34 protein-coding genes are annotated in these 26,323 nt (G+C 34.3%); 4 read left to right on the top strand and 30 right to left on the bottom strand.

All coding sequences use genetic code 11. The features are described from left to right. Positions 1-70: 70 nt before the first annotated feature. From DCE79_RS08120 to DCE79_RS08095, 6 genes are all read right to left on the bottom strand, one after another. Positions 71-793: a 3-oxoacyl-ACP reductase gene (locus tag DCE79_RS08120; protein ID WP_108712567.1), complete on the bottom strand. Its 723-nt coding sequence runs from the start codon at positions 791-793 to the stop codon at positions 71-73. Positions 794-848: 55 nt separating this feature from the next. Then, positions 849-1,073: a DUF2829 domain-containing protein gene (locus DCE79_RS08115; protein WP_108712566.1), complete on the bottom strand. Its 225-nt coding sequence runs from the start codon at positions 1,071-1,073 to the stop codon at positions 849-851. A gap of 123 nt (positions 1,074-1,196) precedes the next feature. After that, the gene (locus tag DCE79_RS08110; protein WP_108712565.1) at positions 1,197-1,988 is read right to left on the bottom strand and encodes a DUF4097 family beta strand repeat-containing protein; all 792 of its coding nucleotides are present in this window, start codon (positions 1,986-1,988) and stop codon (positions 1,197-1,199) included. Beyond that, on the bottom strand, positions 1,981-2,214 hold the full coding sequence (locus DCE79_RS08105) for a DUF1700 domain-containing protein (RefSeq protein ID WP_108712564.1): 234 nt from the start codon (positions 2,212-2,214) through the stop codon (positions 1,981-1,983). Before DCE79_RS08105 ends, DCE79_RS08110 begins: the two co-directional genes overlap by 8 nt. Before the next feature lie 186 nt (positions 2,215-2,400). After that, a complete protein-coding gene (locus DCE79_RS08100; protein WP_108712563.1) occupies positions 2,401-2,811 on the bottom strand; it encodes a hypothetical protein in 411 nt (136 codons plus the stop codon). Next, positions 2,812-3,024 carry a helix-turn-helix transcriptional regulator gene (locus DCE79_RS08095; RefSeq protein ID WP_108712562.1) on the bottom strand — a complete coding sequence of 71 codons (213 nt, stop codon included), beginning with the start codon at positions 3,022-3,024 and terminating at the stop codon, positions 2,812-2,814. It abuts the gene before it with no gap. Positions 3,025-3,439: 415 nt separating this feature from the next. Between DCE79_RS08095 and DCE79_RS08090 the strand changes: the two genes are divergently transcribed. Further along, complete coding sequence (locus DCE79_RS08090) at positions 3,440-4,210, top strand: MerR family transcriptional regulator (RefSeq protein WP_108712561.1); 771 nt, start codon at positions 3,440-3,442, stop codon at positions 4,208-4,210. A gap of 784 nt (positions 4,211-4,994) precedes the next feature. Here the strand turns inward: DCE79_RS08090 and DCE79_RS08085 are convergent. From DCE79_RS08085 to DCE79_RS08040, 10 genes are all read right to left on the bottom strand, one after another. Further along, positions 4,995-5,213, bottom strand: coding sequence for a hypothetical protein (locus DCE79_RS08085; protein WP_108712560.1), 219 nt, complete (start codon positions 5,211-5,213; stop codon positions 4,995-4,997). 378 nt (positions 5,214-5,591) lie between these two features. Further along, on the bottom strand, positions 5,592-6,599 hold the full coding sequence (locus DCE79_RS08080) for a DUF4179 domain-containing protein (RefSeq protein WP_108712559.1): 1,008 nt from the start codon (positions 6,597-6,599) through the stop codon (positions 5,592-5,594). Continuing rightward, complete coding sequence (locus DCE79_RS08075) at positions 6,577-7,119, bottom strand: sigma-70 family RNA polymerase sigma factor (protein WP_108712558.1); 543 nt, start codon at positions 7,117-7,119, stop codon at positions 6,577-6,579. The genes DCE79_RS08080 and DCE79_RS08075 overlap by 23 nt, the downstream gene beginning before the upstream one ends. A gap of 246 nt (positions 7,120-7,365) precedes the next feature. Beyond that, complete coding sequence (locus tag DCE79_RS08070) at positions 7,366-7,974, bottom strand: CPBP family intramembrane glutamic endopeptidase (RefSeq protein ID WP_234417368.1); 609 nt, start codon at positions 7,972-7,974, stop codon at positions 7,366-7,368. Between the two features lie 297 nt (positions 7,975-8,271). Beyond that, positions 8,272-8,637, bottom strand: a complete 366-nt coding sequence (locus tag DCE79_RS08065; protein ID WP_108712557.1) for a nuclear transport factor 2 family protein — start codon at positions 8,635-8,637, stop codon at positions 8,272-8,274. An 84-nt stretch (positions 8,638-8,721) separates the two neighbouring features. Continuing rightward, positions 8,722-9,066 carry a nuclear transport factor 2 family protein gene (locus tag DCE79_RS08060; protein WP_234417367.1) on the bottom strand — a complete coding sequence of 115 codons (345 nt, stop codon included), beginning with the start codon at positions 9,064-9,066 and terminating at the stop codon, positions 8,722-8,724. Positions 9,067-9,270: 204 nt separating this feature from the next. Continuing rightward, a complete protein-coding gene (locus DCE79_RS08055) occupies positions 9,271-9,690 on the bottom strand; it encodes an RDD family protein (protein WP_108712555.1) in 420 nt (139 codons plus the stop codon). 148 nt (positions 9,691-9,838) lie between these two features. Continuing rightward, positions 9,839-9,970: a DUF3658 domain-containing protein gene (locus DCE79_RS18970; protein WP_108712554.1), complete on the bottom strand. Its 132-nt coding sequence runs from the start codon at positions 9,968-9,970 to the stop codon at positions 9,839-9,841. A 16-nt stretch (positions 9,971-9,986) separates the two neighbouring features. After that, complete coding sequence (locus DCE79_RS08045) at positions 9,987-10,205, bottom strand: hypothetical protein (protein ID WP_159083073.1); 219 nt, start codon at positions 10,203-10,205, stop codon at positions 9,987-9,989. Continuing rightward, positions 10,202-10,690 (bottom strand): DUF1835 domain-containing protein, encoded by a 489-nt coding sequence (locus DCE79_RS08040; protein WP_108712552.1) that lies wholly within the window; start codon positions 10,688-10,690, stop codon positions 10,202-10,204. Before DCE79_RS08040 ends, DCE79_RS08045 begins: the two co-directional genes overlap by 4 nt. Before the next feature lie 414 nt (positions 10,691-11,104). Here DCE79_RS08040 and DCE79_RS08035 point away from each other — a divergent pair, with 414 nt between their 5' ends. Then, positions 11,105-11,473, top strand: a complete 369-nt coding sequence (locus tag DCE79_RS08035; protein ID WP_108712551.1) for a VOC family protein — start codon at positions 11,105-11,107, stop codon at positions 11,471-11,473. A gap of 127 nt (positions 11,474-11,600) precedes the next feature. Here the strand turns inward: DCE79_RS08035 and DCE79_RS08030 are convergent, their stop codons facing one another. The 10 genes from DCE79_RS08030 to DCE79_RS07985 all read right to left on the bottom strand — a co-directional run bounded on the left by DCE79_RS08030 (position 11,601) and on the right by DCE79_RS07985 (position 21,556). Further along, entirely contained in the window at positions 11,601-11,981 is a 381-nt protein-coding gene (locus tag DCE79_RS08030; protein WP_108712550.1) for a hypothetical protein, read from the bottom strand. 132 nt (positions 11,982-12,113) lie between these two features. Continuing rightward, positions 12,114-12,353, bottom strand: a complete 240-nt coding sequence (locus tag DCE79_RS08025) for a hypothetical protein (RefSeq protein WP_108712549.1) — start codon at positions 12,351-12,353, stop codon at positions 12,114-12,116. A 177-nt stretch (positions 12,354-12,530) separates the two neighbouring features. Beyond that, on the bottom strand, positions 12,531-13,841 hold the full coding sequence (locus DCE79_RS08020; protein WP_108712548.1) for a serine hydrolase domain-containing protein: 1,311 nt from the start codon (positions 13,839-13,841) through the stop codon (positions 12,531-12,533). 350 nt (positions 13,842-14,191) lie between these two features. Then, positions 14,192-16,597, bottom strand: a complete 2,406-nt coding sequence (locus DCE79_RS08015; protein WP_108712547.1) for an ABC transporter permease — start codon at positions 16,595-16,597, stop codon at positions 14,192-14,194. After that, positions 16,597-17,373: an ABC transporter ATP-binding protein gene (locus DCE79_RS08010; protein ID WP_369916811.1), complete on the bottom strand. Its 777-nt coding sequence runs from the start codon at positions 17,371-17,373 to the stop codon at positions 16,597-16,599. The genes DCE79_RS08015 and DCE79_RS08010 overlap by 1 nt, the downstream gene beginning before the upstream one ends. Continuing rightward, positions 17,366-17,905, bottom strand: coding sequence for a sigma-70 family RNA polymerase sigma factor (locus DCE79_RS08005; RefSeq protein ID WP_255417981.1), 540 nt, complete (start codon positions 17,903-17,905; stop codon positions 17,366-17,368). The genes DCE79_RS08010 and DCE79_RS08005 overlap by 8 nt, the downstream gene beginning before the upstream one ends. Positions 17,906-18,174: 269 nt before the next feature. After that, positions 18,175-18,864, bottom strand: coding sequence for an ABC-2 transporter permease (locus tag DCE79_RS08000; RefSeq protein WP_159083072.1), 690 nt, complete (start codon positions 18,862-18,864; stop codon positions 18,175-18,177). After that, on the bottom strand, positions 18,857-19,780 hold the full coding sequence (locus DCE79_RS07995) for an ATP-binding cassette domain-containing protein (protein ID WP_108712543.1): 924 nt from the start codon (positions 19,778-19,780) through the stop codon (positions 18,857-18,859). Before DCE79_RS07995 ends, DCE79_RS08000 begins: the two co-directional genes overlap by 8 nt. A gap of 139 nt (positions 19,781-19,919) precedes the next feature. Next, a complete protein-coding gene (locus DCE79_RS07990) occupies positions 19,920-20,852 on the bottom strand; it encodes a sensor histidine kinase (RefSeq protein WP_108712542.1) in 933 nt (310 codons plus the stop codon). Positions 20,853-20,854: 2 nt separating this feature from the next. Further along, positions 20,855-21,556, bottom strand: a complete 702-nt coding sequence (locus DCE79_RS07985; RefSeq protein ID WP_108712541.1) for a response regulator transcription factor — start codon at positions 21,554-21,556, stop codon at positions 20,855-20,857. Between the two features lie 243 nt (positions 21,557-21,799). On the opposite strand from DCE79_RS07985, the gene DCE79_RS07980 reads away from it, so the two are divergent. Beyond that, on the top strand, positions 21,800-22,000 hold the full coding sequence (locus tag DCE79_RS07980) for a helix-turn-helix transcriptional regulator (protein WP_108712540.1): 201 nt from the start codon (positions 21,800-21,802) through the stop codon (positions 21,998-22,000). Positions 22,001-22,002: 2 nt separating this feature from the next. Continuing rightward, the gene (locus DCE79_RS07975) at positions 22,003-22,314 is read left to right on the top strand and encodes a hypothetical protein (RefSeq protein WP_108712539.1); all 312 of its coding nucleotides are present in this window, start codon (positions 22,003-22,005) and stop codon (positions 22,312-22,314) included. Positions 22,315-22,445: 131 nt separating this feature from the next. Here the strand turns inward: DCE79_RS07975 and DCE79_RS07970 are convergent, their stop codons facing one another. The 4 genes from DCE79_RS07970 to DCE79_RS07955 form a co-directional block, all read right to left on the bottom strand. Further along, on the bottom strand, positions 22,446-23,468 hold the full coding sequence (locus DCE79_RS07970; protein ID WP_108712538.1) for a DUF4179 domain-containing protein: 1,023 nt from the start codon (positions 23,466-23,468) through the stop codon (positions 22,446-22,448). Further along, positions 23,465-24,028 (bottom strand): sigma-70 family RNA polymerase sigma factor, encoded by a 564-nt coding sequence (locus DCE79_RS07965; RefSeq protein ID WP_108712537.1) that lies wholly within the window; start codon positions 24,026-24,028, stop codon positions 23,465-23,467. The genes DCE79_RS07970 and DCE79_RS07965 overlap by 4 nt, the downstream gene beginning before the upstream one ends. A gap of 391 nt (positions 24,029-24,419) precedes the next feature. After that, entirely contained in the window at positions 24,420-24,905 is a 486-nt protein-coding gene (locus DCE79_RS07960; RefSeq protein ID WP_108712536.1) for a lysozyme inhibitor LprI family protein, read from the bottom strand. Positions 24,906-25,008: 103 nt separating this feature from the next. Then, on the bottom strand, positions 25,009-26,316 hold the full coding sequence (locus DCE79_RS07955; RefSeq protein ID WP_108712535.1) for a glycoside hydrolase family 18 protein: 1,308 nt from the start codon (positions 26,314-26,316) through the stop codon (positions 25,009-25,011). Positions 26,317-26,323: the final 7 nt, after the last annotated feature.

Here is a 26,323-nt window from a genome sequence, read left to right as displayed (position 1 = left end):
CAAAGTGCCATAGTGTGCTTTTGCACCTTTCTATTATGAAGGAAAAAGTAAATAATGGCAATATTCATCTTTACTTGTTCATCCAGCCGCCATCTATCGGCATAATCGTTGCGTGCATATAATCGCTTGCTTCACTTGCTAAAAATAACGTAAGGTTCGCAACTTCCTCAGGCTTTGCCCAACGTTTTGCTGGTGTTTGCTCAGCAACCCATTTCGCCATCTCGCCAGTCCCTTCAAAATCTGCAGCATTCATCGGCGTTTCAATTGCTCCAGGGGCAATGCCGTTTACACGTATCCCGTCTCGACAATAATCGTACGACAGCTGCTTTGTATAACCTATAACAGCATGCTTAGAAGCTGTATATGCTGCACCACCACCACCTGCAATAAGACCAGCAATGGAAGCCATATTAATAATGATGCCTTGCTTACGTGGTAGCATTTTTTTCAGCGTTGCATTCGTCACGAAATACATACCTTTTACATTCACATTAAAAATACGATCCCAAAGAGCTTCATCCGTTTCCAGTGATTTCGCATAGCCGTCTAGCATACCTGCCGTATTACATAAAATATCTATTTGTTCGATTTGTGCAATTGTTTGCTCAAGGAATTCCTGATCCGTCACACTCCCTACAAAATGCGAGTAGCTTTCCTCCACGACATCGCTTTTCTGAATGTCAATTCCTATTACTTTAGCACCTTCCTGTAAAAATGCCTTCACCTGCGCTCGTCCAATACCAGATGCAGCTCCCGTTACAAGTACTACGTTGTTTTCAAAACGATTATTCATTTATTTATCCTCCATAAAAAGAACTGACCTGCTAGATACAAGTCAGCTCTTAGTATTACGCTGTTACGACTTCCCAATCGTCCGCTAAAATATCACATACTGTTGGTGTAAACATCGTATAGCCTTCACCTGTCACATTAATAACAAAATACGGGTTCATCGATAAACCATCTAATGTCGTTTGCGGCACATACTTTACATATAGCTCTGCTCCGCCCCAGCCTTTACGAATAATTTTCTCTCCATTTTTTAAGCACGGTAAAATTTCCTCAAATGTCATTGGTCATCTTCCTCTAACTAATTATGTCATCTAGTCATTATACCATTTTTAACGGCGGAAAATAGCATATAATCAGGCTTTTTTATAAATCCGACGATTTACATTCTCTCTACAATCCTCTTTTTATTTTATCACTTCGATTTTGCCGTTATTCGATTCTAGATCAACTAGATTTTCTCCCTTTCCTATGACTGCATTCCCCTGATATTTATCGAGAATATTGATTTCCCCATTGTCTGCAGATATTTTAAAGGTGGTATTAGTCGGTTCCTTATCCGTTTTAATCGTAATTTTACCATTGTCGCTCTCTAATTGTATGTTCCGATCTAAGTCTTTTGTAGTGAGCGATATTTTACCATTATTTGAGGAACCCTTGAGATTTCCTTCTACATCATTAAGCTCCAACTTGCCATTTGCACTTTTTACGTCAACGTTTTCTGCTACAATCTTATTTAATTCAATACGACCATTATCCGTTTTCACTTTCAAATTCTTTATATTCAGCTCTGACATTTTCACTTTTCCATTATCATTATCGACGACAAAGGAAGAATACGATTTTTGCGGGACATAAACGTATAAATGAGAGGATTGAATATTAAAGTCAATGCTGAAACTACTGTTGCGCTCTTTTAATCTAATGGTAAGCTTATTCCCTTTTACTTCGGCATTAAAATCCAACTTAGAAACATCCACACCTTTTGTTACATGCTCTACTTTAATTTCTGAATCCGAAGTAGGAAGAACTTCTACAGTTGCATTGTCCGTTTGAATGTAGACCTCTTTCACCATATCAGAACTCACTGTTTTCTCTGTCGTGGTTTCTTCTTGATTGGTTTGGGAAAACGTAATGAAACTGCCGATACCGCCAATTAGTAAAAGAAGCAACGCAAGGATTGATAATTTTTTACCCATGCTTCAAACCACCCTTCACAAAAGTAATGTTAAATTTCAAATAGCGAATAAATCCTTTAGTTAGAGCTTTTGTTGCGACGAACATCCCCATCGCTATAAATATTCCAATTCCACAAAGACCAAGTGAGAAGAATAAGTCAAACATTCTGAATACCCCTATAAATAAATTAATAAGAATACTGAATGGAGCAAGAATAAACGCTATAGACGCCAACCATCCGGAAATGAAGTGACCCCTAAAAGTTAGACATGGTTATTGGTTACCTAACTTTAATTTGGAAACGTTATTTTGTATGATTCTGCATATTTTATAAATCTTTAATGAACTAAGAACTTTGAATTTAATGACGCTTCTCCAACAATCGTGCCGCATGGTTGAAGAGAACTTACTATGTTAAATTAGATTATCATTTTATAATCTTTTCACTACTAAAGTACCTAGACCAAGTATAGTATACAAACCGAACAAACAGAAAATTAATAAACCTGTTTCGATATATTCGATTCCCAGTGAATAGGCAATGAGTAACGCAGCACCACTAGCCAATAAAATAACATAAAGTGCAATCAAAAAATACTTCTGAATTAATGACACACTACGCTCATCAATATCTGGCACATTTCCATTTCTTTTTTGCTTGAACTTTGAAAATACGATAAAAATTAGAAAACCACCAAATGTACCAAGGCAAATTGGCAATAATAAGTCATAATTAAATCGCCCTGTTTCTTTTCCTATCAAATAAATCCCCAATAACCCACCTATCAAAAAACACCCTATAATTACAATCCAAGTAATTATTTGCAACTTCTTAGGTGACATTTATTTCCCCTCCATTTCATCTAAATAAAATAACTGTTCAATCGGTACATCAAAATACTTCACCAGTTTTAGTGCTAACTCAAGGCTAGGATTATACTTGTTTTTTTCAATTGCATTTATAGTTTGTCTAGTGATTTGTAAATCCTCTGCCATTTGTACTTGTGTAATGCCTTTTTTTAATCGGATTTCTTTGATGTGATTAATTACTTTCAAATTTGCACCTCCACAAAAAAGTAAAGATATCTTTACATGTATATTATAATAAAAGCAGGTCAATGTAAAGATATCTTTACATTGACCTGCTTTTTATTGAATAGTGAAAAAACATTCCCTAAGTGGCATTGAACGTTTATTAGATTTTATTTGTATGCTTCCTAAGTTATATTTTGAAATATTTAACAACACTCGACTTCACTTTATAGGAATTTAAATATAAAATTACAATAGTTGTAATAATAATAAACAAGATACTTATGAAAGAAGGTTGTTTTAATGACAATGGAAGGTTTCTTTATTTTAGTGATTGAACCGCTCATTGTGACAATATATCAATTTCAAATTTATCCCTTGAACCTCAAGTTACTTGAGGTTTTATAATGAACTTATACTTTTGTTAGGAGGAATTTTGATGAATAACAATAACAAGTTTTCCGTTGGGGAGTTTTCAGAAAAAACAGGAATACCTATTCCTACTTTACATTACTATGATGAAATTGGTTTATTACGACCAGAAAAGAATCCTTCTTCAGGGCATCGCATTTACAATTATCAAGATATTATAATATTACAAAAAATTTTGAGTTTAAAATACCTAGGATATAGTCTGGATGAAATAAAAAATTTATTAAATAAAACAAGCTTTACCGTTGATTTAAACGAAAGCTTGTATCTCCATTTTCAAGCTTTAGAAAAAGAGAAAAAACAAATCGAACAGTCAATGAAATCTATTAATAGAGTAATTAGGTTAATTGAGGAAGAGGGAACAGTGGATAGTAACTTAATACTTAACCTTATTCACGGTATGCGTATTCAACATATACAAGAAGAATGGATGGATCGCCATATGTTAACGGATATCGCGGAAGAGTTAGAAAAGAAACCGGAAGAAGATAAAATCTCTTTAGATAAAACGTTTATTCAAGTGTCTAAAGAAGTGAAACAATTATATGGTAAACCCGTAGAGGACCCGAAAGTACAACGAATGATTAAGAACTATGTAGAAGAATTTTTTTCATTTCTTGGTGAGGATTTGATACAAAAACTCGCTGATACGAATATAGAAGGAGAACTTGATATTCAAGAACTTGAAAATATGACACCTTCTCCTTTTACAGAAGATGAACAAAAATGGTTTGATCAAGCGATAGAATATTATATTCAGCAAGAAGAAATGGAATAGATATTAATGAGCTATACTCTTAAATTATAGTTGGTCAATCTTATTTAAAACAATACACTTGATTTTCCATTACAGGGTATGATGAAGGGGGATATAGTTACTTAACTTTGATTTGGGAACGTTTTATTGCATAGCATTTACATTCGATTGCTAAATATATAGTTTAAAATCAGAAGCAGTCAAACCACTTAATATAATAAATAATGCAATTGCTGCTAATAATAGCGGCTTGCTACTAGAGTTTTCATTTTTTATTAACTCTTTAATATTAATCCTTCTCCTTTCTAACTGAAAAATTGCATATAAATTTCCGTGTCATTTGGGAACGTTTATTTGTATGAGATTGTATATTCTACACTTAGCTAAAAGTGCCGACTAAATCTATAAATTTTCCATTATGGGCGTCTATCACGATCGTCGCATTCATTTCAGGGGCTTTTATTGTCACTTCCCATTGCATTCTATTAAATAATTCATTCAAAAATCCAGATTTTTCGGAAAGGTTTACATGTATATCTTCTTCTGGGATTCCTTCTAGTCCATCAAATAAAATCGTTCCCCATTCTTCTGATGGATTTAGTAAATATTTTTCCGCATTAATTAAAGCTGCGTCGGCACTAAGTATGGGTGTTTTATAAAAATATAAAAAACAAATGACACTAGAAACGATTAAAACTAATGCTATTTTTTTAAAAATAATACCACCTCAAATGAAATTATTGTGTTATCTATTCAAATCGCCCCCAAAGTGTCCTTTGGGAACGTTATTTGTGTATCGTATTAATTATTGATAACCATCTTTTTTGCTACTAAGTTTGATAAAAAAGGGGAAAATATTTGCAAGCAGAAAACTAATAGAACCTAAGCTCATAATGTTTTGAGTTGTTTTTGAAACATACTGTTTTTCTCCACAGTTAGGACATGATTTACCGTCTTTTGAAAATCCAGCAGTCATGACCTCTTTAAACGTCCATTTATAGTTACAATTTGTGCATCTTGCCATACAAATCCTCCTCCATAACTTTTATACAAGTATACATGATAAGGATTTTAAAACTGAAATTATAGCACTCATAGAACATTCCCAAAGCGTCGTTTGGTAACATTTCATGCCATTCAGAACAAGTGGATCGAACAGTCCTCTTTAAAATAATTTTTCACAGCGTCTCAGAGCGTTATTTTCTATAAAAACAGCGACAAACACTGTGAAATCAGTGTCTGTCGCTGTTTGAAAGGTTCCCAAACTTGAAGTGACCCCTAAAAGTTAGACATGGTTATTGGTTACCTAACTTTGATTTGGGAACGTTATTTGTATTTATTTTTTATACAGTATTAGTTGTTGTTACATTGGGGTCCCTGTTAGTGCAATAATGATAAATAGTTAATTCAATTCAATCGTAATCGCTTCGAAATCAATTCGTTTATTATCACTTTGACTATTACTTACATGGGCGAATGGGTAAAACGTAATCGATGTTGCCTCGGAATCCAGTCCATGAATTGTTGCATTCCAGGTGATATCTTCACTCGAATCCCCACCTTTTGTGTCAGATCCACCATTATATGGAACTTCATATTTATTGCCTAAATTATCAATCGCACTCAACTCAGCCTCAACATACCTCCATCTTTCATGAACAGCAGGATCGATATCTTGTAAGTAATTGATCGTTAAATTAACATCTGTTTTGATTGCATCGATTAGCTCGATCGATACCCCCTCTTTGTTTACTTGCTCATTAATTACGATCTGTTTTCCTTCTAGCTTGTTTAAAGAAAATTCAAAATGCCAGTCACCTTTCATTACTTTTTCTCCTGAATGAATTGCTTGAGGACTCCACTCTATATTCACTTTGTCTTGTGGGTTATCACGCATGGATACCGTCATCATGCATACATAGCCAACACCGTTCACATACTTCCCATCATAGCCTGCGTTACTTATATTCGTTGGCATATTTTCAAAAGTCGGAAATGAACCTAAATCCTCTTCAGCTCGTAAAACGTATGAAAGAGTTACCGTACTCCCATCGTAAAATGCTTGCTCAATAATTATCTCAATCCCATTGCTTTCTTCAACTAAACCAATATCTGTACTGATTTCCTCATATGCTTGATAGTAGCCTTCTTGTGAAATGAAATAGTCGAATGCCTGACCAATAATCGGAATTTGTGTAACAAAGTTAGCAAATGCAGGTGAAACATAAACAGATGAAATTAGACCAATCGATAGAATTCCCACGGCAGCAGTATATTTAACCATTCGTTTAAAAGGGAATTTCCGCTGCTTCTTCTCTTGCTGAAAAGCGTCAGCCAAAATAGCGTCTAATTCTTTAGAAGGAACAGGAATTTCATTCATAGCCTCTTTAAATCGGTTTTGTTCGTTCATCTATGTACACTCCTTTCAATGCCTTTTTTATTTTCTCTAACGCTCTTTTACCATTCGATTTCACTGTGCCAATCGGTTCGCCAAGCACCTGTGCTATTTGTTCGAAAGTCAAATCCTCATAATATTTTAAAAGCAGTACCGTTTTATATTTTTCATCTAACCGATAGATCGCATCAAGCAAGTCCAACTTTTCATCAGATGTTGCGATTTCAGTAGAGAGAGTTTGCAATTTTAACTCATCAATTAAAATTACATTTTTTTGTTTATGTAATACATGAAGCGACGCATTAATACAAATTTTCATCAGCCATGTCGTGAAATACTTTGGCTCTCGTAGCTGATGAATGGACTCAATCGCCAGTAGCACCGTTTGCTGAAAAACATCTAGTGCATCCTCTTTATTTTGAACATAACTATAAGCAGTTCTATAAAGCTTATCTTTTTCTTGATTTAGTAAAAATAGTAGAGCTTCGCGATCTCCTCTTATAGCTTGCTTTACCTTCTTTTCGTTAACCGTCATGTTTTCACCCCCTAATTATTAGAGAACCAGTCATCGAAAAAAGATGCACTTTTTTATAAGAAATTTAAAATTATAACAGTGGAGCTAGTTGAATAAAAAATTCTCCAAAGCGATGGGGGAAGAAAAGCAGCTAAGACAAGAAGATGTCCTAGCTGCTCACCTGAATGTTCCAAAAGTTTCATTTGGGAACGTTATTAGGTCTGTTTATGTATACGTTATGAATGCTTGTAGCACTAAAATATATCATTACAACAAATTAAATAAAGCCAAAGTGGAAGAGATTGTATTAACAATCCCGTGTATTAGCCAACTTGAAATAATTGAACCGTTTGATTGCTTCTCATTTATCCAGCCAAGCAAATATCCTCCAATTCCAGTAATTAGAATAATAATTATTAGTTGTATTGGATTGAGTAGCATCATAAAAATTGCACCATGCATTAATCCAAATAGAAAACCCTGTATAGAATTACCGAGTTGAAAACCGAATTTATTTATTAATCTTTTAGCTAGAAAACCACGGAAAAATAATTCTTCTGATAGTCCAGTTTGCAAAAAGGCATAGATTAAAGCTGGGATAAATGCTGAAATCCCTTTACCTGTAAACTGTGAGGTTGCCATTGCCGATTCATCGATATAAAAATTAATTGCTATATAAGCGGGTATTACTAAAATAATAATAATGAATAAAAATAAAGCCATATACGTTTGATTGTTTCTTATTTTTATTTTTTTAATTCCTAACCAAGTTAAGAACCTAGTTTCTTTTCTAGCAGTAACCAGCCACCAAACGAATGGAAATATTGAAAAAAGCAATACTTGGAAAATTGCACTAATTAACAAATTAATTATCATTTTTCACGCTCCTTTATAATCAATAATCTATTCTACATTCATAACTTCAATAAACTTATTACTTAAATACGATTGAAATAATTTTAAGTTCCATATTTTTGTAAATAAATTATTTTAAATTGACAAAGTCCACAGCTAGCTATCCATGCAGCAAAACAACATTGCTGCACCACAGAAAATGAAAGTGAGGATGGTTCCTTTCGTGAAAATTGAATGAAAAATGTTACCAAGCTTTGATTTGGGAACGTTTTATTGATTGCAATTGTATACTTTATAAATCGTTTAATTAAATAAAAATTAAAGTGAAGAAGGTATTTTTGTACCCTGATGAAAATGCATTTTCCAATGTCCATCAACTAATTTCCATATTGAACTACGTAAAGAAGATTGTTGGTTTAACTTATTATAAATTTTATAAGTTGTTAAAATAATTTCCTCTGATAATGGATGAATTTCAAAATCACTTAAACTCATTTGTACTTCACTAAGTTGTATTTCATTAATATTTTCATCTTTATACAGCACTTTACCCGAACTTCCGAATTCAAAAAAACTTTCCGCCAGTAACTTACATAATTCAGCTTTTGAACTACGAACTTCAGGTTCTAATAATTTTTTTTCTAATTCGAAGAGTTGTTTCTCTATCGAAGAAAATTCCCGCATCTATTTCACCTTTTCTTTTCATAATTATTACCCAAACTTGCATTTATATTTATTTAGATTATTCATTCAATTTACAACTATAATTTAAAGAGTACGTGTTCCCTGATGAAAATACAGATACCAACGTGTATTTTCATATCGCCAAATAGAACTTCTTAATGTTTTGGAACCCTCAACTATTGATTCTGTTTGATAAGTTATATGTGCAATGTTCTCCGATAATAAATTTACATAAAAATTCGTAATTATAAATGGAATTTCGGTTAATCCTTTTTCATTTACGAAACTTAATTGTGATGTCTTATCATATACTTTCCCCGACGTTCCAAACTCAATAAAATCTTCGGATAGAATCGTTTCAAAATCGTGTAATCGATAATACATTAGTTGCTTTTCTAAGTTTAAAAGTGTTGTTTTTAACTCTATCAATATAGCTCACCTCTTAATATTCAAGATTTGGAGTTCATAATAATTTAATTAAGCATAACCTTCCCAAAGCGATGTTGAAGTGAACCCTAAAAGTTAGACATGGTTATTGATTACCTAACTTTTATTTGGGAACGTTATTTTATATGGATTTGTATGTTTTATAAATCGTTGTTGTACTAGAGCATCTGTTAGTGAAAGAAAAATTTATTCTTTATTAACATAAGTCCCGCCAATGAAATCATGAATGGCTCTCTTGTCTTCTCGTAAGATAACCATAAGTCCACTGACCAATACTGATATTCCAAAGGTAGCTAATACAATGATATATTTACCAACCACTTCTCTCATAATCATATTGAGTATTGTAGGGTTCTCATCATCGTTAAAACGCTTTATTTTAACCTTACAAATTTTCTTGCCGATTACGTATCCACCCCACAAAATAGGAGTAATGGTCAAATACAAGGTATATAATGCTTGAAAAGTGAATTCTTCGGTCTGTTCGATAGAATAATTACCGTTTATCATGTAAAATACGATTCCAAATATTGACGAAATAATTAAAAAATCTATAATACTTGCTACAAATCTTATACCAAATCCTGCTGGTTTCTTAAAATTCATCTAATCCCCCTAAAATCCCATTTATTATAAATTATACTATTTTATTGTTGAACTACTATCTCGTTAATTGAAGAAAAACGTCCCCAAAGCGGTGTTTAGGAACGATTTTTGAAATAACAGTTGCCATCTAGGCTAGGAAGCTAATGTATTATTTAATTTTAATGCTATAGTATCGCATTGCTGTCGGCACACCTTCCATGTCCAATACGCCATTCATGATTAAGCGTATGACGCGATACTGGATAAATTGGTCGCCAATATATTGATTTAAATGACCCATTACTTCGCCAATGATTCTATTGCCAGATTCGCAAAGCTTCTTTCTCGACACATAGTCGCTCCCATTGTTGTTCGAATGCTTTACGTTCTGATTGTGTTAGTGCATGCCAATTTTTCTTGTTTTCATGCATTTGTTGTAATTGCTTCGCTGAAAGTTCACCCATATGTCGTGGGGTAAAATCAATTTCAGGTCGTTCAAAATGCGTTTTATAGGCTTCATTTATATTGATCATCACAATATCGTTTTTGTTTTTTCTTTTAATACATAGAGCATAAATCGCAAAGCCGTTTGTTCATGTGCATTTTCTCCAGCCCAAATCACAACTTGGTGATGCTTTGGCATTTGTTCAATCGTTAATAGATTTTGTTTAAAGTTGTCTTCATAATTGAATAGCACTTCATCATCCATGCTTATATGTGTACGTAACCACTCGTATCGATTATTGATTCCTTCTACGGCATGTAAGTTCCAAATCGGACCTATTGAAAATAAATCGGAAAAGTTAAATATGTTTTCTTGTTGCATTAAATCAGACTCTTTTAAAGCGATTTTTAAACAACCAGCAGGTGAATCATCAAATACAATATGCGTCGTGTGAAATTGTGTTTGATCGACACTAGCTTGATTTTTTTTATATGCTAACAGGTCGTTATATGTATTTTTTATATCTAAAAAGAATTGCTGCTCTGAATAGCCTTTTCTCTCCTCAACAGTTTGCATATGCAAAAAGACTTAAAGTAATAATGATTTTAATTCTGTATCTTCCAAATGATTAATCATATCTTTCATTTCATTAAACAATTAAAAAACCTCCTTTTGTACAATTTTACCATATATTTAATTAAGGTAATTGAAGTAGAATGTCTCCAAACCGTCGTTTGGTAACAATTCTTTGAGAGTCTATTTATATGTTACAGCCATTCAGAACAAGTGGGATCGAACAGTCCTCTTTAGAATAATTTTCACAGCGTCTCAGAGCCTTATTTTCTATAAAAAACACCGACAAATACTGTTAAATTAGTGTTTTTCGGTGTTTGAAGTGCTCCCAAATTGTCATTTGGCAACGTTTATTAGGTTTATTTTGTATGCTTTATAAAGTATAATTTAACCACAATAAACAAAAGGTGGGATAAAGTGGTTAATAAAGTTTGTGTTATAAGTATTTACGTACCAAATCTAAATCAAGCGATTGACTTTTATACCAATACTTTAGGTTTTGAACTAAACAAGCAATACGGTCCTAATATTGCTTCACTTGTACATGGCGAGTTACCAATTATTTTAGAAGAGAATGATAATGTAACTTACAATCAAGATAATAAAACTTCAAGAGTTGTATTAGGTTTGCAAACAGATAATATTTTTGAGACGGTCAAATCCTTAAAAGAAAAAGACGTGAATTTTATAATAGAAGAACCAACTGATTGTCCCCCAGGAAAATATATTAGTTTCACTGACCCATTCGGAAATATTTTAGAATACCTTCAATTTGAAAATGTATAACCAGTTAAGTTCAACAAATTTGTTGAACCTTTTTTATTTTATCTTCAATTGACCTATTTTATTAATTTAAAAAATGCACCCAAAGCGACGTTGGAAACATATATCCCTCATTTGAACTTCAAGAAGGCTACTTTTTATTTTTTGGGAAAAATTTAATGCAGCTATTTTCATTGTTATGTAAGAATCGTAAATCTTCAATCGTTACTTGCTGTGGATTTATTCGATGTATGTTTTTAGAAGGTACTTTTTCACTGTGCCATATTGCCCAAAATTCAACTCGGTTTTGTTCTTCAACATTCTCCTTAATATAGTCAACAAGTTGATCTAAAAACGTTTCATTTATATTCCCTCTCACTTTGTAGATATTAGGCTTTTGAATTTGCCCCCCTGATGCGATAGGAGGATTTTTTCTACAAGGAAGAACTTCAAACTGTTCCCCAAAATGGTATTCTAAATTTATAACAGTCGGTAAGGGATTTTTTGAAGCAAAATAACGATAAAGGCTCATTATATTCCTCTTTCTAAATAGTTTTAATTAAAAATAATATACCAAATAATGTAACTATGAAGTTAGATAGTTACCAAATACGCGTCTAATTTACGTTTGGTAACGTTATTTTGTATAGCTTGAATAAATGTCTTAATCCAACTTAACGTTACGTTTTTGTAGAAAAAAGCTAAATATAACACTGACTATTATTGAAATTACTATTTTGAAAAGGTAGTTATTTGTAAATCCTTCAATCACATAGCCCTTAAATTTTTGTAGAAATGTCGCTTCTGGCACCCAATCAATAACATATCCAATCCCTAATATCGCTGGAAGGCTAACCAATATATATATAACGATAAAACTAATAATAACCGTCTTAATATTCATAATGTTAAACCACCGTTCTTTGCTAAAACTTCAAATTACAGATTTAAATTATTTCGACACATAGAATTTCATTCCTTTAAATATTCCCAAAGCGGTGTTGAAGTGACCCCATATCTACCATCCACGACTAATGTCTTGATAAGCCACTTCAACTCGTATCATGCCTTCTAATAGTACTTAAAATTCAATGCGATAACATATGTATTCCTCACCATACAGGTCAATGTATTGCATATAATCAATTTCTCCTGAAGTTCTTGAATAATGAAGGATTACTTTTTCATTTATATATTCAGTTAAAAAAGTTATTTTATATAATTCTTGTTCAACAGGAATCAGTCTATATTTATAGAGTACACCATACATTTTTGGAGCTATCAAATATAGTTCATTTAGTTTTTCAGAGATATGCACCTTTTTACTTTGGTCATTTTCAAACTGATATTCACCTACTATTTTTGGGGGATTCTTTAATTGAATGGATTCTAATGGCCTTGGAAGGGTAACTTCTTCATCAAAAACCACTTTTGCTACCTCTTTTGTTAAATGCGATACAGGAGTAATATTCAAATTACTTAAAAAGATTACAGTAACTTCTTCATCAATAAATCGAAGAAAACTACTGCAATAGCCACTTAAATCACCAAAGTGATGTATACATTTTCTACTAAGTATTTCAGATACAACCCACCCAGATGCATAAGAAGAATAGTGGGGTGTAAACATTTTTGTCATTAAATTATCATTCAAAAGATTAGAATTTTTTAATGTTTGATCCCAGATATACAAGTCTTCTGTCGTGGAATATAGCCCATAAGAACCTAAGGGAAATGACATATCGGTATATTCAGCGTGAATTGTCTCTTCCCATAAAGAATAACCTGATGCCAACTCGGGTATTATCTTTCTACCATCATCACAACCAGTATTCTTCATTCCAAAAGGAATAAATATCTCCTCTCGCATATAATTCGAATAAGATAAACCCGACACTTGTTCAATGATAGCTGTTAAAATAGCATAACCAGAATTAGAATATTCAAATTGTTCTCCGGGTTTAAAGTTTAAAGGTTGATCTTTAAATGTATCGATTAGTTGTTTTAGAGAAGATGGTAACCGCATTGTACTAGACCAAAAGTCTCGAAAACTAGTATAATTCGGAATTCCAGATGTATTAGTTAAGCAATGATAAATTGATATATTCTCTCCAACCGGATAATTATCTATGTATTTACTAATCATATCGTTTATATTTAATTTTCCTCTATCAAGTAATTGAAAAATAGCATAAGCTGTAAAGGCTTTAGAAAGTGATCCTATACGGTATTTAGTTGATTTTGAATTAGGTATAGCGTGTTCTATATTAGCATAACCAAATCCTTTATTTTCAAGGATATTCCCTTTAGATGCTACAAGAATTGATCCATTTAAATATCCATTTTTGTTATATGAATCTAACATTTGCCTTACTTTTTCTGATGTAGCCATAATATTTCACTCCAAATAAACATTTTTTCTACATAGGTTTAATTCGACAAATACTGCCTATATCCTTTTCACTAAAATGCACCTCCTTGTTAGACACATCTAACAAGGGTGTAGTTCACGTTTCGGAACATTATTTGCTTAACTTTGTAAATCCGCATAAATCTGGTAGGACTCAATAGGGCCCATTTTTGCGTAAAAGATACATTAGTACATGCCTTGGTCAAAAAATATTCAAGCCACATGTGCAAAATAGTCAGCTAACTGAAAAAAATTTCAGTTAGCTGACCATTCGTCGTTCGTACCGTGAAAAAATCGAAAAGCCGATAAATATACAGTAAGCCCGAAATATATCAAAGCTCCACCATTTCCTCTGAAAGCTTGCGTCTGCTAATCATATACCCCTGTAACCCAAATACAATGAGTAATACGAAAATGAGTCCCGCACTGACTAAGCCAATCGTTCCGAAATCAAACGCAATTTGTCCTCCCTTATCAATCAGAGCGACCAGACGCGTTAATAACGCGCCGATTAGTAAACCTGTCACTAAGCCATACAACACAAAGCATAAAACCTGCATACATAAGTATTTCACTAACCCATTTGGCGAAAGGCCGAGCAAACGTTGAATGGTATACTGTGCACGATTCGTATAAATTAAATGCATTAAAGTTTGAATAATGCCGATTGTTGTTGTAACAAGTAACACACAAAATACTCCAACAAATAGGCTCCAACGCTGGTAGAACATCGTATTTGATTGTTCAATTGCTTCCTGCTTTTCTATCAAATGAAACATTGGATAACGACTTAATAGCTGATCTAGCTGACCTCTATCTACTGTATCGAGCTTGATTTCACGCAATGGTAATTGATTTCGGGCATATTCTGAGGATAAATCGATATAGGCATGGTTGTTTAAATACTCTTCTTTTCCAATGATTTTGACAACTTCAAATGCTCCTTGCTGCTGCATGAAACCAGAACTATACCCGTAGAAATACGGTGTGATAAAATTACCAATTGCAATATTTTCAGCGTTAGCAAATTTTTCGGTTATAACAATTTTATTTTCTGTTGCCCCCTCAACTCCGTATGCACTCAAGTTTACCGCAAAGAAATTAAATATCTCCCCATCAGCTGACAGCGACAGTGACAGCGAATTCCCATAACTTCTTACACGTTTCACTACGGTATTTGGTAATTGCTCAAGCTCTGTTAAAATATTGCTATTTACCGCTATATCCGATGCGGAATTTGTCAAAATGTACTGTGCCTCAAAACGTTCCTCGAGATACACTAAATCATTTGCCTGCAGCGATTTTAGTACCGATGAACCAAACACTAAAATAACAACTAAGCCTACTAGTGTAAGGACAATTTTGATATTCACACGAATTTGTGGAATAAGTTGCTGGCACGCTAAATAGGCTTCCTTCCCGAAAATCATGCGAATTGGGCGTAGTACACCTTTTAATAGCCACTGGAAGGCAAATGGAATTAAATACAGCACAGTTAATGCCAATAATAGCGAGCCAAAAAGGATTTGCAACGCTCCCGTTCCGCCTCCTGGATCAAGCTGTCCACCTAATACTAAAAGTAAAGCCATGACTGCAAAAATTCCGACAACAATCATCTTCCACTTCGTTAAAACAAACATACGCTGTTCTGTGTCATTAACGATTTGTAGCGGTAAAATATTCGTAGCTTTTTGCACTTGCATCAGCATATAGCCTGTTAATAATAGGCCAATTCCAAAGACTATACCCAACACTAAAACAATTGGAAATTCCGTTGATGCTTCCGGTAACTGCATCCATTTAATGAACTGAGGTAAAGCGAAATGAATGGTTACAAAACTAAGCATCGTGCCTGAAATTAAACCTAAAGCGACTATACTAACAAGCTGAATTCGAATAAGCTGTGCAATTTGTGTAGTAGATGCGCCAAGCGAGCGTAATATCATGAGCTGCTCTTTTAGTTTTGTAAATAACAGCTGCATTGTTGATAACAATAATAGCGCAGTAATGAGTATGACAAATACAGATAATACGACCACAAAAATAAGCAAAGTCAGTAAATTCATTTTGACAAAATCATAATCATTCACAATATCAATTCTGAGCTGTGAATCAAACGTATGTAACGCCTTTGCTATTGTTTCAACTTCGTCAGTTTGAATAAGCATAAACAACGCTGCAAAACCGCTCTCTTTTAATTCATCGTTATGAACGAATGCCATATTAAATGGCTCTGCGCCCATCGCTGTAGGCAACACTTCAATTACGGTGTAAACCTTGTCATTTAACGTGACCGAATCTCCTTTTGTTACAGTTAATGTTTTCGCCAACAACTCACTTATAATGACGGTTTCATCTGTCACATCCTGCTCAAAATGATAGCGGCTTTTTACAAGTGCATCGTTTTCTACTCCGAGTGTATAGACATTTGATAATTCATTAATGTCTGTCATTTCAAGGGAAACCGGCGAAATCGCATCCACTTCTGGTAGCTCCTGCACCGTTTCAAACAGTTCAGATGAAACATATTGTCCTTGCCCGTAATCGTAGCCTGCGAGTATATCCATTTCGCCAAACATGGCATCAATATTGGCATCTAATGTCGCTTTCGCATTATGAATATACGTGGCCATTGTGACGATTAAACAGATTGAAACGGCAATGATACTGATACTTGTGATGACATGCGTTTTTGCAGCCTTACATAATTTCCATGCAATCGCTCTCAAATCAAACATTACGCATCACCTCTAGAAATCGTTTTAAAGCGCTCTAAAATGATATCTAAATCCTCTGGGGCTTGCTCTGTTTGGTAGCTATCGACGATTTGACCATCATGGAAAAATAACACACGCCCCGCAAACGTTGCCACATACGGATCATGTGTCACTAAAATAATCGTTTGCCCTTGCTGTTGTAACTCAGTTAATAGCTGTAAAATGTCATTTGTTGTGTTCACATCAAGTGCCCCTGTTGGCTCGTCTGCTAGTAAAATCGGTGGTTCATGAATAATCGCTCGGGCAATGGCCACACGCTGCTTTTGCCCACCGGATAATTGCTGTGGACGATGCTTGCGCCACTCATAAATACCAAGTTGCTTCATCACCTTTTCCACTCGACTCGCAATTTCTTTAGAAGGCACGTCATTTAAAATAAGCGGAATCGCGATGTTATCCTCCACATTCAAATCCTTTAATAAATGAAAATCCTGAAAAACAAAGCCAATCTGCTCTTTTCTAAATTTCGACGCATTCGGTTCCTTATACATCTCATTGGCATTTTCGCCAAATAAATAAAGTGTTCCAGATGAAGGCTCATCAATCGCACTAATCATGTTCAGCAGTGTACTCTTCCCTGAGCCACTTGTTCCCATAATTGCCACCATTTCTCCTTCATAAATCGTACAATGGACATTTTTTAAGGCCCGGACCGTATGTGACGGTTGCTCGAAAAGTTTACTCATACCATCAATTCGTAGCACCTCTCTTAGCGGTGGTACCGGTATTTTATTCATCATTTCCTTCAACGGATTGTAGCCATTCATCTAGATACACCCCTTTCAATTTTTGTTTTAGTTGCATGAGACCACGCCTAATATTTGTTTTCACCGTACCTAAAGGCGTTTCTAAAATATTTGCCACTTCTGGTACCGTATAGTCTTGGTAAAATCTTAAAAGCAGCACCGTTTTGTATTTTTCTTCTAATGATTGCAGGGCATCCCACAAATCGATTTCTTCTTCCTGATATGTATGCGAAACAGACTGGACATCGACTAGTTCAAGCGGATCTGTCACATCTAGTTTCCTTGTTTTTGCCAAATACGTTTTACTACAATTAATGACAATTCGAATCATCCACGTTTTGAAATAATTTGGCTCTTTCAGGCTGTCGATGCGTTCATATGCTTGAATCATCGCTTGCTGAAGGATGTCGACTGCATCGGCTTCATTTTGCACATACGCATAAGCCATGCGATAAAGATCCGCATGAATTGGCTGAATGAGCTCATAAAACACCTCTGAATCGCCTTGCTTGATACGTTCAATTAAATTTTCCTGTAAACAATTAATAAGACCTCACCGCCCTCTATTCATTAGACTAACGAACGCCTTAAATCGATTCAAAATATTTTCATTTTTTATAAAAATAAGGTAAGTTTTAACCGGAAGAGGATCGATTTTGACGAGAACAATGTTTAATTTGTTTGTTGACATAAGATTGGCACCCCCTTTAAAAGATACGTTTATCGTACAGGAGGTGCCAGGTTGTTTATATGCGTATTTTGATTGGGGCTTACCGAAATACGCCCCAACGATCAAATATCTACATGTTCAATATTTCTTACTGCCAGATAACCAATGATGATTCCTATTATCCCAAGAGAAATCAGCATGGAAATTAGTTGTAACATGCTGACCCCATCAATTGACGATCCTGTAAGAGTTGCAAGGAGAATAGCTGAAACAATTGTAGCTGTCGATGATTTTTTACGCATTCCAAAAAATAGTGGAATAAGGCTCAACCCCGCCGTTGCCAGTGCACCGAAAAAGCTTGTCGTTAGAAACGCTACAACATTCTCTCCACTAATCGATTCAGGGACAATATGGATCATGGGATTAAGTAAATAAACGCCAACACCCATCAACAATGATGAAAACATAATCGTTGTAAAAGTAAAGATTACAACAATGGTTAGCTTCGAAAGTAAAATCTTCTTTCTACTAATTGGGTAGGTAAACATAATACTCATTAAATTACTTTTATACTCTTCTATGATTATTTTAACCATGATAATCGATGAAAAAATAAGAAACGTAGCTCGAATTAGAGTATCACTCATACTCATCATCATATTAAAATCTTCAAATGGCATATTTAACTCAATTTTTTCTATAATAAATATCATACTCATCAATGCGATAATACTTATATTCGCTATTAGGACGCCTAACCAGTAATTAAATAGCTTATGTTTCTTAATTTCTAGATGAATTAGTTTAAGCAATTGTCCCACCCCCATTAATTATTTTCATAAAGTAATCTTCTAATGAATGTTCTTTCTTATTCATCTTGGTTACAAGAACACCATTCAAAATAAGAGCCTTTGAAATCTCACCTTCAGCTATTTCCGACTCATATATCCGGATTGTTTGAGTATCGATTATTTTAAAGTTCGTGATTTTTAATATTTCATTAATTACAAATACAGATTTCTTGATATCATCTGTTTCTAATTCTATATAGCTCACATTCTCTGATCGAATTTCCTCCATTAATACTTCCTTAATGAGTTGGCCATCTTTAATAATCGCAATAGTGTCTGCAACTTTTTCAATTTCCCCAAGATTATGACTAGATATCAACAATGTCATTCCATAATCTTCCTTCAAAATCTTGAAAAGCGTACGCATTTCTTTAATCCCAACCGGATCTAGACCATTTAATGGCTCATCGAGTATTAATAATTCGGGTTTAGTTAGAATGGCCCTTGCAATGCCTAAACGCTGCTTCATACCTAATGAAAAATCCTTTACTTGTTTCTCTTCAAAGTCCTTTAATTGGACCATTGCGAGAGCAGCATCAATCCCATTTTTGTCATAATAACCGATATATTCACAGTGAAGATTTAAGTTTTCACGAGCTGTTAATTTTTCATAAAAAATCGGGTATTCAATGATATTACCGATTCTTTTGAAAAGCTCATAGGATGTAGGAGTTAGCTTTTGATCAAAAACGAGTATCTCTCCGTGAGATGGCTTTACCAAATTCAAAATCATTCTCATGATAGTTGTTTTCCCTGCACCATTCGGACCTAAAAGCCCATAAATTTCTCCCTTCTTCACATGTAAATTTACATTCGAAACAACTTCTTTATCTTTATAAATCTTTGTTACATTCTTTGCCTGTAGTATATAGTTCATTTTCTAGCCCCTTTCATAATTTTATTGTATCGAATAAACTTATCCTTTTTATTAACCATTCCTTACGAATTCCTTACTTTTCCAAAAAAATAGTTGGAATACTAACATCTTTTCGATATTAGGTATTCCAACGACATGTTTAACCTATAAACCTATTTAATTTAACAGTGAAGGCCGTTCTATGGTAAGGCGTACTCTCTAATAAAATTTCTCCACCCATTTTTTCCACCAATGTTTTCGTAATCGTTAAGCCAAGACCGCTTCCTTGGTAACGGCTATTTCGAGAATCATCCATCGTATACATCCGATCAAAAACATGCTCTTTATGTATTTCATCTATCCCCTTGCCTTGATCCGATACCACAATATAAATATGCTCCTTATCCGCCTTTACCTCTAAGCCGACCATTTTTCCATCAGCACCATATTTAATGGCATTAGATAGTAAATTATCGAGAACTCTTTCCATTTCTATTGTATTTACTAAGGCATAATAAATATCTTCAGGAATTAAAATAGATACTTTAAAATCTTTACTCGACAATATATCATAATAATCGAGAATTTTTTTTCGACATATTTCATTTATATTAACTTTTGAAATTTCTACCGTCTTATCTTCTGATTCAAGCTTTGCTAATTCAAAAAACTTATTGATTAATCCAATGACCTCTTCCGCTTTTAGATTCACGATATTTAACAACGAATTCAACTGTTGAGGGGTTAGACTTTCGTCATTGGCCATCATTTCTGTATAACCAAGAATGACTGTTAGCGGTGTTTTAATATCATGTGAAATATTAGACAACATTCTTCTCATGGAACGTTCGATACGATTGTAATCTGCTGCCATGATTTGGTTGTAATCTAGTAAACGATTTATTTGCGTTAGTAAAGATTGTATCTGAGAATTATCCGTATAAAGCAATAATTTTTCATCGTTTTTTTCATGTATAATTTGCTGTATTTTCATATGAATATATTCCAGTTGTTTGTATTGCGACACACGTTTCATAGACAGATAGACATTTAAACTAAGTGACAGTCCGAGAACTACGAGGATGACTACCATTTTTAAAATTCCCCCAGCCTATAGCCGATACCCCATAAAGTTTGAATATACTTAGGGTTTGAAGGATCTTCTTCTATCTTTTCTCTAAGCCTTCTGATATGGACATTGATGACATTCATATCTTGCACGTACTCTGCCTGCCATACAAGATTATATAATTGCTCCTTCGTAAATACTTGCTTCGGCTTTGTTAAAAGTAAACTTAAAATACTGAATTCTTTAGCGGTAAGTTTCAAATTTTCACCGTTTTTGTTCACAGCATAACCGTTCAAATCAACTACTAAATCTCCTACTCTAATAATATTCTCTTGTTTGTTTGCAATTTCAGTAGAATAATTTGTCGTTCTTCTTATGAGCGCTTTAATTCTAGCGATCAATTCTATCATTGAAAAGGGTTTTGAAATGTAGTCATCAGCACCCATCCCAAGTCCTAATGCTTTATCTACATCATCACCTTTTGCAGACATTATTAAAATCGGCACTACACTATTGAGTCGAATCACTCTTAGACATTCAAGACCATCCACTTTCGGTAGCATTAAATCTAAGAGAATTAAATCAAAGTCCTGCTCACGGGTCAGGACGTCTAAAGCTTCTTCGCCATCAAATACAGTCGTTACTAAATAATCTTCCCTTGATAAACTATCACTGACCATCTGACTAATTGCTTGGTCATCTTCAATAATCAATATTTTTTTCTTCAAAATAACACTCCACTTCTAAAATGATGCTGAGTTCATTTCTTAATTATAAAATATAAGCAGCATATTGGAAATAAATTACACGTATAATTGCAAATCTCTTTGGTTATGTTGGCTATTTCTAATTTGGTACTTAAAAATCTTTTTAAAAAAGCAGCAGCAAATGTAATATTTTTTTTACAAAATGTATGAAATATATTACAATGAAATCATGTCTTCAGAAGATGCGTTAAAAAGGGGGATACTTTGCTTACAAATAACATTTTAATCGGCAGAGCTGAAAAAAAGTGGACACAACAGCACTTAGCGGATGCCGTTGGAGTAAGTCGTCAAACGATCGTGGCTTTGGAACAAAATAAGTACAATCCTTCTTTAGTGTTAGCTTTTAAAATAGCAGCCGCACTGGAAAAGGAAATAACAGATATTTTTGAATATAAGGAGGATTAGAATTGATTAATATTTTCACATCTATTATTTTGGGGTTAGTAATCATCACGTTGGTAGCGGAATTTTACAAAGCGACTTTTGAACATAACAAGGAGTCGCAGGATGAAAGAGGCAAAATGATTACTTATAAAATAAAGTCATTTTCTTATACCTTTCTTACGGGCGGAATAATCATTGGTGTCATTTTAGTAGCAATTTTCGAGTTATTTAATCGAGAATTATTTATCTTTTATGTCATGTTCGTCTTCTTTATTCAAAGCATCGCATCATCAATATATTTAGCCATTGTAAGAAAATATAATCTGGTAAAATAAATAAACAGCTCAGTTTACAACTGACTCTAAAATTTAGGCTTGGTGATATCTAGTTCAATAAAAAAGGCTTTACTCCTTCTTGAAGTAAAGCCCGTTAGTTTATTTAATGATTATGAATCATAACTCTCAATCTATCTCTCAAGTTTCACTATAATTGGCTCTAGCAATTCACTCATATCTGACGTGATGACACCTGATTGTGCCACATAAGACAGTTCAGCTGTTAATGTAATTGTCGATACATCCTCCGGTAAATCATATAAGGCAAAACTCCAATTAAAACCGTGACCTTCTTTTGAAATCATTCCACCATTGTCATGAATATCATACTCATTGCCAAAAGTATCGACCGCTTTTACGATATGAATGGATGATAGCGGGTACTTTTTCATAATGGCTGGGTCGATGTTATATTCATAATGGATAACTGTTGATAAATCCGTATAGTCAACGGTATGAATTTGGATTTGCGCGTTATCATCCGTTATAGTTGTTGTTAATTGTTCAGATTTGCTAGGAAGTGCATCCATTGTAAAAGCAAATGACCAATCTCCTTCAAACGTTTCATTGGTCTCGGGATTTGTAATTGTTTTAGGCTGCCACTTAATTTGCAATACGTCCATGTTCTTATTAAATTTAGGGGTTACTGAGCTCAGACCGGTATAAAGACCGTTAGCAGATTTATCTAATGATGAAGTCCCTGTTGCAACAATTGCTCCCTTTATATCTAACATTGTACCCGTCATAGGCTGTTCTCCTAAATCTTTGTCGGAATGGATGGCATATGTCACCATTAATGTCGTACCATCATAAACAGCATTTTCAATCATCATATCAATGCCATTACTGGATTCCACTTGGTTAATAATTGTCGCGAGATCCTCATAGTTTTTAGGTACAAAGTTAGGATCAATTTTCTCTAAAATATTTTCAACAAAAGGCAACTGACTGGCGATAGTCGGTAATGCATATACACTTCCAAAAATCACTACTAAGCTTACAACGGCAGCTGTAAGCAATTTGTTCCACTTACGATTTGGTACTTTTTTTATACGTGCATTTTTACGGATTTTCTGCTTTTGTATGTCTGTTAGTGGTATTTCTTCTACTGTATCTATATCCATTTGCACGAATCGTTTCATTTCATCATTCATATGAATTGCTCCTTTAATTTTATATTTTGAGCAAGCTTTTTCCGACCACGTGATAATCGATTATCGATAGCAGATACAGACAACTGTAAAGCTTCTGCGATTTCACCACTTGGTAGATCTAAAAAGTATTTCATCATGAAAATGTCGCGATCTATTTCTGGCAATCCACTAATGGCAGCTAATAGCTCATCTCTTTGTTCCTTTTGTATATAGGTCATTTGCATATCAGGTATTGCTTGCGCCAAAATCACCTGTTCATCAATTTTTTCACGTGTCTTTTGCTTTTCTAAGGCGCGATAATAATCAATGGCCTTATATTTCGTAATCATGCCAACCCACTTTTTAAAGGCTTTTGTATCTCCATCAAATTGATGCGCACGTTGCCAAATCAGTAAAAATGTATCATTCACACATTCATCGACAGCTTGACGGCTAATATGTCCCAAAATTTGATGAGTGATACCGTGTACTAAACCACCGTAATGATTCATTATATATTCAAGTGCGTCTTCTTTTTTCTTTTTGAGTCGGCTAATATAATTTCTCTCTGTACATTTCATATGCTCGCCCCTTCATGTCATTCGAAAAGCTTTTCACTAATTATAACGAATCCATTTCGAATTTCCTCGCATAGAATACACACAAAAAACCCGGAAAAATTAATTTCCGGGCGTGATTAACACTTACATATAATCTTCCATGACACACTGCCTCGCGTCTGCCTTAATTCTCCTAAGAAAATTGTGCATTAGCTGTATTCAGTTTTGATGGTCCTTCAGAGAAAACGATCATTCGCACTCATCGGGTTAACCCTCCTAGTCATTTAGATTGGAAGTGAAATCTTTAATAGTATAGGTCGATTATTAACTTTTATACACTTACTTTTAAATTTTTTTGTTTTTAGTTTCCTGTTGCTATGTAGTTGGAAAATTTGAGATTTATGGTTGTTCGCTACTTCATATATTTCTCCACTAACTCATAGCATCGATCCCTTGTAAGATTTGCTAGCGTAGTCACATATTCTAATGGTTCCATCGAGCCACCTTCATACTTAAGTGAAGCTTCTTTTGCAGTTTCATCTCTGTGTTTTATCCAGTTCCGTTGTTCTTCTCTTAATTTATTCATCTGTTCTGCACTAAGCTGAGCTTTCAACACTTCGTAAATTTCGTTCAGCTCCGCGTCCCATTTTTTATATCTCTCCGAAGCTTGTTCATTCAACTCTACCATTGTTGTTCCAGCTTCAATGTTTTTATCGGATTCTTCCATAGCATTAAGTTTCTTGAGATATTCTTCCTTCTTAATTTCACTTGTATTCGTGTCAGCGTTTATATGCTCACGATCTTTTGTGTTCGCTATATCGGTAGAATTTTCACAACCCGCTAATAATGCTAAAACTAAAGCAAATATTATCATTACTATTTTTTTATTTTTGTCCATTTCAAATCCACCTTCCTTAATAATATATTAGTGTCTTTTAAAGTAAATAGGTTACATTATTTCACGTGAAATTAAATAAAGGGTAGGTTTCCCTACCCCCGAATCAATTTGAACTTCTATTAGCTTTCTTCACTACATTAAAATTTGCTCCGATAAGTTGCCAGTTTTGTGGGAACGGAAGTCCGAGTTTCCAATAACCTACACCGCGCAAATTCAATCGTTTTACTAAATTAAACTTTGCTTGGATAGAACGAGCATCTTCAAACCACACCGTATGCGTACGACCTTGTTCATCAACATAGTTAAAATAAGGTGCTTGTGCTGTATAGTCATAGTAAATGACTGCATTATACCGTTTTGCAATTTCAATTGCACGTTGTGGACTTACTGCTTCTGCATATTCGCCACCTTGTACGAAGGGTAGCGTCCAGTCATAGCCATATAAGTTTTGTCCAAGCATTATTTTACTCGCCGGTATTTCGGTTAATGCATACCGTACTACTTCTTCAACTTGTGGCAACGGCGAAACGGCCATTGGTGGTCCTGCAGAATACCCCCACTCATATGTCATCAACATTACAAAATCAACTATTTCCCCATGTGCCCTATAGTCATGCCCAGCCGTCCATTCTCCTGGCTGATTAGCTCTTGTTTTTGGTGCTAGTGCTGTCGATACTGTGTAGCCTTCTGCGTGCATGCGTTCAACCGCTCTTCGTAAAAAGTTATTATATGCTTCTCGTTGATCTCCTGGTATTTTTTCGAAATCAAAATGAATATCCGAAATCGTTCCAACGCGCTTCGCTTCTTTAATAATATTGTCAAAAAGTAAATTTTGAACAGCTACACTTTGAAAAATGTCGCGTGCTAGTTCACTACTGAACTGAAAGTCTTCAAGATTTGTTATCACCATTGCTATAACGGTATTGCTTTGTGCTGCAATGGTTGGCAATGGCTCAATTGGCGGAGCTTTTAACGTACCATCACGCATTGCTTCATAACTAAATAGCGCCAAATACGTTAAATAAGGACTTGCTTCCCTTGCTTGGTTTACTAATGCTTCGCTCACTGCATCTCCTCTGGGTTCAATATACGCTAGAATTTCTGCGGATGTTTTTGGAAGTGGCGGAATAAATAAATTCGTTCCTATCATCAATAGTGCATTCGGATTAATGCCATTCATTTGAGCAATCGTTAAATAATTTATACCAAAACGCTGCCCAATGGACCATAAACTATCCCCTGGCTGCACGACATAAAATTGTCCCCACATTGGTATCACTAAAGCTTGCCCGACAACTAAACGGTCTGGTTCTGGAATTTGATTGGCCGAAACCAAATTTTCTATAGTTGTTCCATAAGCTTGAGCAATCCCCCACAACGACTCCCCTGGTTGTACTACATGAATTTGAATCGTACGT

Source organism: Lysinibacillus sp. 2017, from assembly GCF_003073375.1.
In the GTDB taxonomy this organism is placed as follows: domain Bacteria; phylum Bacillota; class Bacilli; order Bacillales_A; family Planococcaceae; genus Solibacillus.
Note: the sequence above shows the minus strand (reverse complement) of the source record. Positions and strands in the feature narration are given on the sequence as shown.

Excerpts from the sequence above, each read along its gene's own strand:
- DCE79_RS18970 (WP_108712554.1), bottom strand. The coding sequence starts at position 9,970 with ATGGGTCATTTAAATCAATATATTGGCGACCAATTTATCCAGTATCGC.
- DCE79_RS07965 (WP_108712537.1), bottom strand. The coding sequence starts at position 24,028 with ATGAAATGTACAGAGAGAAATTATATTAGCCGACTCAAAAAGAAAAAA.
- DCE79_RS08075 (WP_108712558.1), bottom strand. The coding sequence starts at position 7,119 with ATGACGGTTAACGAAAAGAAGGTAAAGCAAGCTATAAGAGGAGATCGC.
- DCE79_RS08040 (WP_108712552.1), bottom strand. The coding sequence starts at position 10,690 with ATGCAAACTGTTGAGGAGAGAAAAGGCTATTCAGAGCAGCAATTCTTT.
- DCE79_RS08070 (WP_234417368.1), bottom strand. The coding sequence starts at position 7,974 with ATGATAATTAATTTGTTAATTAGTGCAATTTTCCAAGTATTGCTTTTT.
- DCE79_RS08065 (WP_108712557.1), bottom strand. The coding sequence starts at position 8,637 with ATGCGGGAATTTTCTTCGATAGAGAAACAACTCTTCGAATTAGAAAAA.
- DCE79_RS07970 (WP_108712538.1), bottom strand. The coding sequence starts at position 23,468 with ATGAATGATGAAATGAAACGATTCGTGCAAATGGATATAGATACAGTA.
- DCE79_RS08115 (WP_108712566.1), bottom strand. The coding sequence starts at position 1,073 with ATGACATTTGAGGAAATTTTACCGTGCTTAAAAAATGGAGAGAAAATT.
- DCE79_RS08090 (WP_108712561.1), top strand. The coding sequence starts at position 3,440 with ATGAATAACAATAACAAGTTTTCCGTTGGGGAGTTTTCAGAAAAAACA.
- DCE79_RS07995 (WP_108712543.1), bottom strand. The coding sequence starts at position 19,780 with ATGAACTATATACTACAGGCAAAGAATGTAACAAAGATTTATAAAGAT.
- DCE79_RS08010 (WP_369916811.1), bottom strand. The coding sequence starts at position 17,373 with ATGAATAAAATACCGGTACCACCGCTAAGAGAGGTGCTACGAATTGAT.
- DCE79_RS08015 (WP_108712547.1), bottom strand. The coding sequence starts at position 16,597 with ATGTTTGATTTGAGAGCGATTGCATGGAAATTATGTAAGGCTGCAAAA.
- DCE79_RS08110 (WP_108712565.1), bottom strand. The coding sequence starts at position 1,988 with ATGGGTAAAAAATTATCAATCCTTGCGTTGCTTCTTTTACTAATTGGC.
- DCE79_RS08100 (WP_108712563.1), bottom strand. The coding sequence starts at position 2,811 with ATGTCACCTAAGAAGTTGCAAATAATTACTTGGATTGTAATTATAGGG.
- DCE79_RS08055 (WP_108712555.1), bottom strand. The coding sequence starts at position 9,690 with ATGAATTTTAAGAAACCAGCAGGATTTGGTATAAGATTTGTAGCAAGT.
- DCE79_RS08085 (WP_108712560.1), bottom strand. The coding sequence starts at position 5,213 with ATGGCAAGATGCACAAATTGTAACTATAAATGGACGTTTAAAGAGGTC.
- DCE79_RS08120 (WP_108712567.1), bottom strand. The coding sequence starts at position 793 with ATGAATAATCGTTTTGAAAACAACGTAGTACTTGTAACGGGAGCTGCA.
- DCE79_RS08080 (WP_108712559.1), bottom strand. The coding sequence starts at position 6,599 with ATGAACGAACAAAACCGATTTAAAGAGGCTATGAATGAAATTCCTGTT.
- DCE79_RS07960 (WP_108712536.1), bottom strand. The coding sequence starts at position 24,905 with ATGGACAAAAATAAAAAAATAGTAATGATAATATTTGCTTTAGTTTTA.
- DCE79_RS07990 (WP_108712542.1), bottom strand. The coding sequence starts at position 20,852 with ATGGTAGTCATCCTCGTAGTTCTCGGACTGTCACTTAGTTTAAATGTC.
- DCE79_RS08025 (WP_108712549.1), bottom strand. The coding sequence starts at position 12,353 with ATGAATATTAAGACGGTTATTATTAGTTTTATCGTTATATATATATTG.
- DCE79_RS08020 (WP_108712548.1), bottom strand. The coding sequence starts at position 13,841 with ATGGCTACATCAGAAAAAGTAAGGCAAATGTTAGATTCATATAACAAA.
- DCE79_RS08030 (WP_108712550.1), bottom strand. The coding sequence starts at position 11,981 with ATGAGCCTTTATCGTTATTTTGCTTCAAAAAATCCCTTACCGACTGTT.